Source organism: Kineococcus arenarius subsp. arenarius (assembly GCF_050871845.1).
GTDB lineage: Bacteria > Actinomycetota > Actinomycetes > Actinomycetales > Kineococcaceae > Kineococcus.
This window is the reverse complement of record NZ_JBJLSE010000175.1, coordinates 1-3,077: the sequence shown is the minus strand read 5'-3', so window position 1 is coordinate 3,077 and position 3,077 is coordinate 1. Positions and strand designations below refer to the sequence as shown.

The window sequence follows — 3,077 nt, the reverse complement described above, 5'->3', positions numbered from 1 at the left end:
CCCCGGCCCGGCCGACCAGCCGGTGGTGCGCCGCTGGGTGGAACTGCTCACGGCCCGCTCCTGACCCCCCCCCTCCCACGGTGAACAAGGAAGTTGCAACTTCCTTGATCACCGTGGGGCTGGGCGGAGGTCGGGCGGTGGCGGGCGGGGTGGGGGAGGGGCGGGGTGCGCCGCGGGACGCGCAGCCGTAGCGTCGGGGCCGACCCCGCCCGGACGATGGAGGAGACGACGTGCCCGCAGTCCCGAACCTGACCCTGCACGACGGGGTGGAGATCCCGCAGCTCGGTCTGGGGGTGTGGCAGGTCCCGCAGGAGCAGACCGCCGAGGTGGTCCTCACCGCCCTCGGCGCCGGCTACCGGCACGTCGACACCGCCGCCGGGTACGGCAACGAGGCCGGCGTCGGCGACGCGCTGCGCGTGACCGACGTGCCCCGCGAGGAGGTGTTCATCACCACCAAGCTGCCCAACGAGCGGCACGGCCGCGACGCCACGCTGCGCACCTTCGACGAGAGCATGGCCAAGCTCCAGCTGGAGCACCTGGACCTGTACCTCATCCACTGGCCCACCCAGCGCGACGACTACGTCGAGACCTGGAAGGCCTTCGAGGAGCTGCACCGCGACGGGCGCATCCGCACCATCGGCGTCTCCAACTTCCAGAAGACCCACCTGCGCAAGCTGATGGACGAGACGGACATCGTGCCCACCGTGAACCAGGTGGAGCTGCACCCGTACCTCGTGCAGGAGGACCTGCGCGCCTTCCACGCCGAGCACGGCATCGCCACCGAGGCGTGGAGCCCCCTGGCGCGCGGCGGGGAACTGCTCTCCGACCCCGTCGTCACCCGCATCGCCGCCGAGGTCGGCCGCGAACCCGCCCAGGTCGTCATCCGCTGGCACCTGCAGCTGGGCAACGTCGTCATCCCCAAGTCGGTGACCCCCTCCCGCATCGAGAGCAACATCGACGTGTTCGGCTTCAGCCTCAGCGACGAGCAGGTCGCGGCCCTGAACGCCCTGAACCGCGACCAGCGCACCGGCCCCGACCCCGACACCTTCGGCTGAGCGCTCAGCGCCCCCCGCGCTCGGCAGCGCGCAGGTCCACCACGCGCCGGCCGCCCGTGCGCACCCGGCCGCCGCGACCGCCCGGCTCGCCCTTGGCGGACTTCGCCTCGTACATCGCCGCGTCGGCCTCCTGCAGCACCCGCTGCGCGTCCGCGCCCCGCTGGGCGATGGACAGGCCCACGCTGATGCCGACGGGGAAGCTCCACCCCGCCACCGGGAACGGCTCGGCCATCGCCGCGACGATCCGCTCGGCGACCGCCTCGGCGGCCGAGGGGTCCGGCAGGTCCGGGCACACCACGGCGAACTCGTCGCCGCCGATGCGCGCCACCGTGTCGCCGGGGCGCACCGCCGAGCTCAGCCGCTGCGCCACCCCGATGAGGACGTGGTCGCCGGCGGCGTGGCCGCCGGTGTCGTTGACGGGCTTGAAGTCGTCCAGGTCGCAGTACAGCAGCGCCACCTGCCGACCCGAGCGGCCCGCCGCGCCCAGGGCCAGGCGCAGCCGGTCCTCCAGCAGCGTGCGGTTCGCCAGCCCGGTCAGCGCGTCGTGCAGCGCGGCCTCGCGCAGCCGGCGCTGCACCAGCCGCCGCTGCGTGACGTCGGCGACCTGCACCACCGCGGCGACCTCGCCGTCGCGGCCGTCCTCGCGGGAGGTCGGCCACGCCGACGCCGCCAGCTCCAGCCACACGTCGCCGTCGCCGTGCTGCACCTCGGCGTGCCAGTGGGCGCTCTGCCCGGCGCGCACCTGCTCGACCATGCCGTGCACGGCCGCCGTGAACGCCTCGCGGTGCTCGTCGTGGACCTGCTGCGACCAGTCGGAGCCGACCGGCACGTCGTGCCCGAGCATCGAGGCCAGCCGGTCGTTGACCCGCGCGACGACCGCGGTGCCGTCGGCGCGCAGCCGCAGCAGCGCCACCCCCAGCAGGGCGTCGTCGAAGGTGCGGCGGAACAGCTCCTCGCGCCGGCCGGCCTCCACCACCGCGCGCTCGCGGGCCCGCACCACCAGCGACATCACCATCGTCACCGCCCCGCAGGTGAACAGCAGCGCCTGCAGCACGCCGGTGCGGGCGTGCAGCGGGAAGTCCGCGTAGGAGCCCAGGCCGGTGCCGGTGCCGGTGCCGGTGGTGGCCACCACCGCCACCACGAGCAGGCAGGTCAGGGCCCGCCCCAGCCCCAGGCGCGCCGCGCCCCACAGCACCGGCACCACCACCAGGAACGACCACGGCCCGGCGTCCAGCCGCCAGAACAGCGCCACGGCCACGGCCGCGGACACCGCCATCGCCGCGGCCCACTCGGTGCGCGCGGCCCGGGTGCGCCGGTCCACGGCGCGCGGTGCACCGGCGGGCAGCAGCAGCGGCGCCACCAGCAGCACCCCCAACAGCTGCGCGGGCGCGTACGCCAGCACCCCGCCGAACTCCGGCGTGGAGTGCACGAGCACGCTCGACGCGGCCACGCCCGCCCCCGCACCGGCCGCCAGGTGCCAGGCGTCGCGCGTGGTGCGCATCCGCACCGGCCGCCCCCCGGTCAGCACGGCCGTCACCGACGCCCCGACGGCGCACTGCAGCGCCTGCGCGCTGGCGAGCACCGCCGTCGCCGGGGCCTCCAGACCCAGGGCGCGCAGCGACAGGGCGCTGCCGGCCAGCGTCCCGGCGACGCACCACCACCGCCGGGACGGGCGGCGCACCGCCAGGGCCAGCGCCGCCCCCGCAGCCGGCCACCACACCGCGGTGGACGGCGCGCCGGTCCCCGGGACCAGCGCGGACAGGGCGATCAGGGCCCCCACGAGCACCGCCGTCGTCACGGCCAGGCGCAGCCCCGCCGAACGGGGGGAGACGGGGCGCCGGGATCCCCTCCGATCCCCGGCGCCGTCCACCTCCCCCGCCCGGGCGAGGTGCAGGCCGTCGTCGTGACGGTGCGTCGTGGTGCTCATGCGCCCTCATCGGCAGGTGCGGAGCGGGACTTGAGCCCTCCGTCCGGGTGAACCCCACCCGCCCCACCCCCGCCACCCCCACCACCACCACCCAC

At 76.0% G+C, this 3,077-nt stretch carries 2 protein-coding genes; one reads left to right on the top strand and one right to left on the bottom strand.

Annotated elements, in window-relative coordinates:
• The first annotated feature begins 230 nt into the window (after positions 1–230).
• On the top strand, positions 231–1,055 hold the full coding sequence (locus tag ACRYM0_RS20650) for an aldo/keto reductase (RefSeq protein ID WP_432507723.1): 825 nt from the start codon (positions 231–233) through the stop codon (positions 1,053–1,055).
• Between the two features lie 4 nt (positions 1,056–1,059).
• On the opposite strand, the gene ACRYM0_RS20645 is transcribed toward ACRYM0_RS20650, so the two are convergent.
• Positions 1,060–2,982, bottom strand: a complete 1,923-nt coding sequence (locus tag ACRYM0_RS20645; RefSeq protein WP_432507722.1) for a diguanylate cyclase domain-containing protein — start codon at positions 2,980–2,982, stop codon at positions 1,060–1,062.
• Positions 2,983–3,077 lie beyond the last annotated feature (95 nt).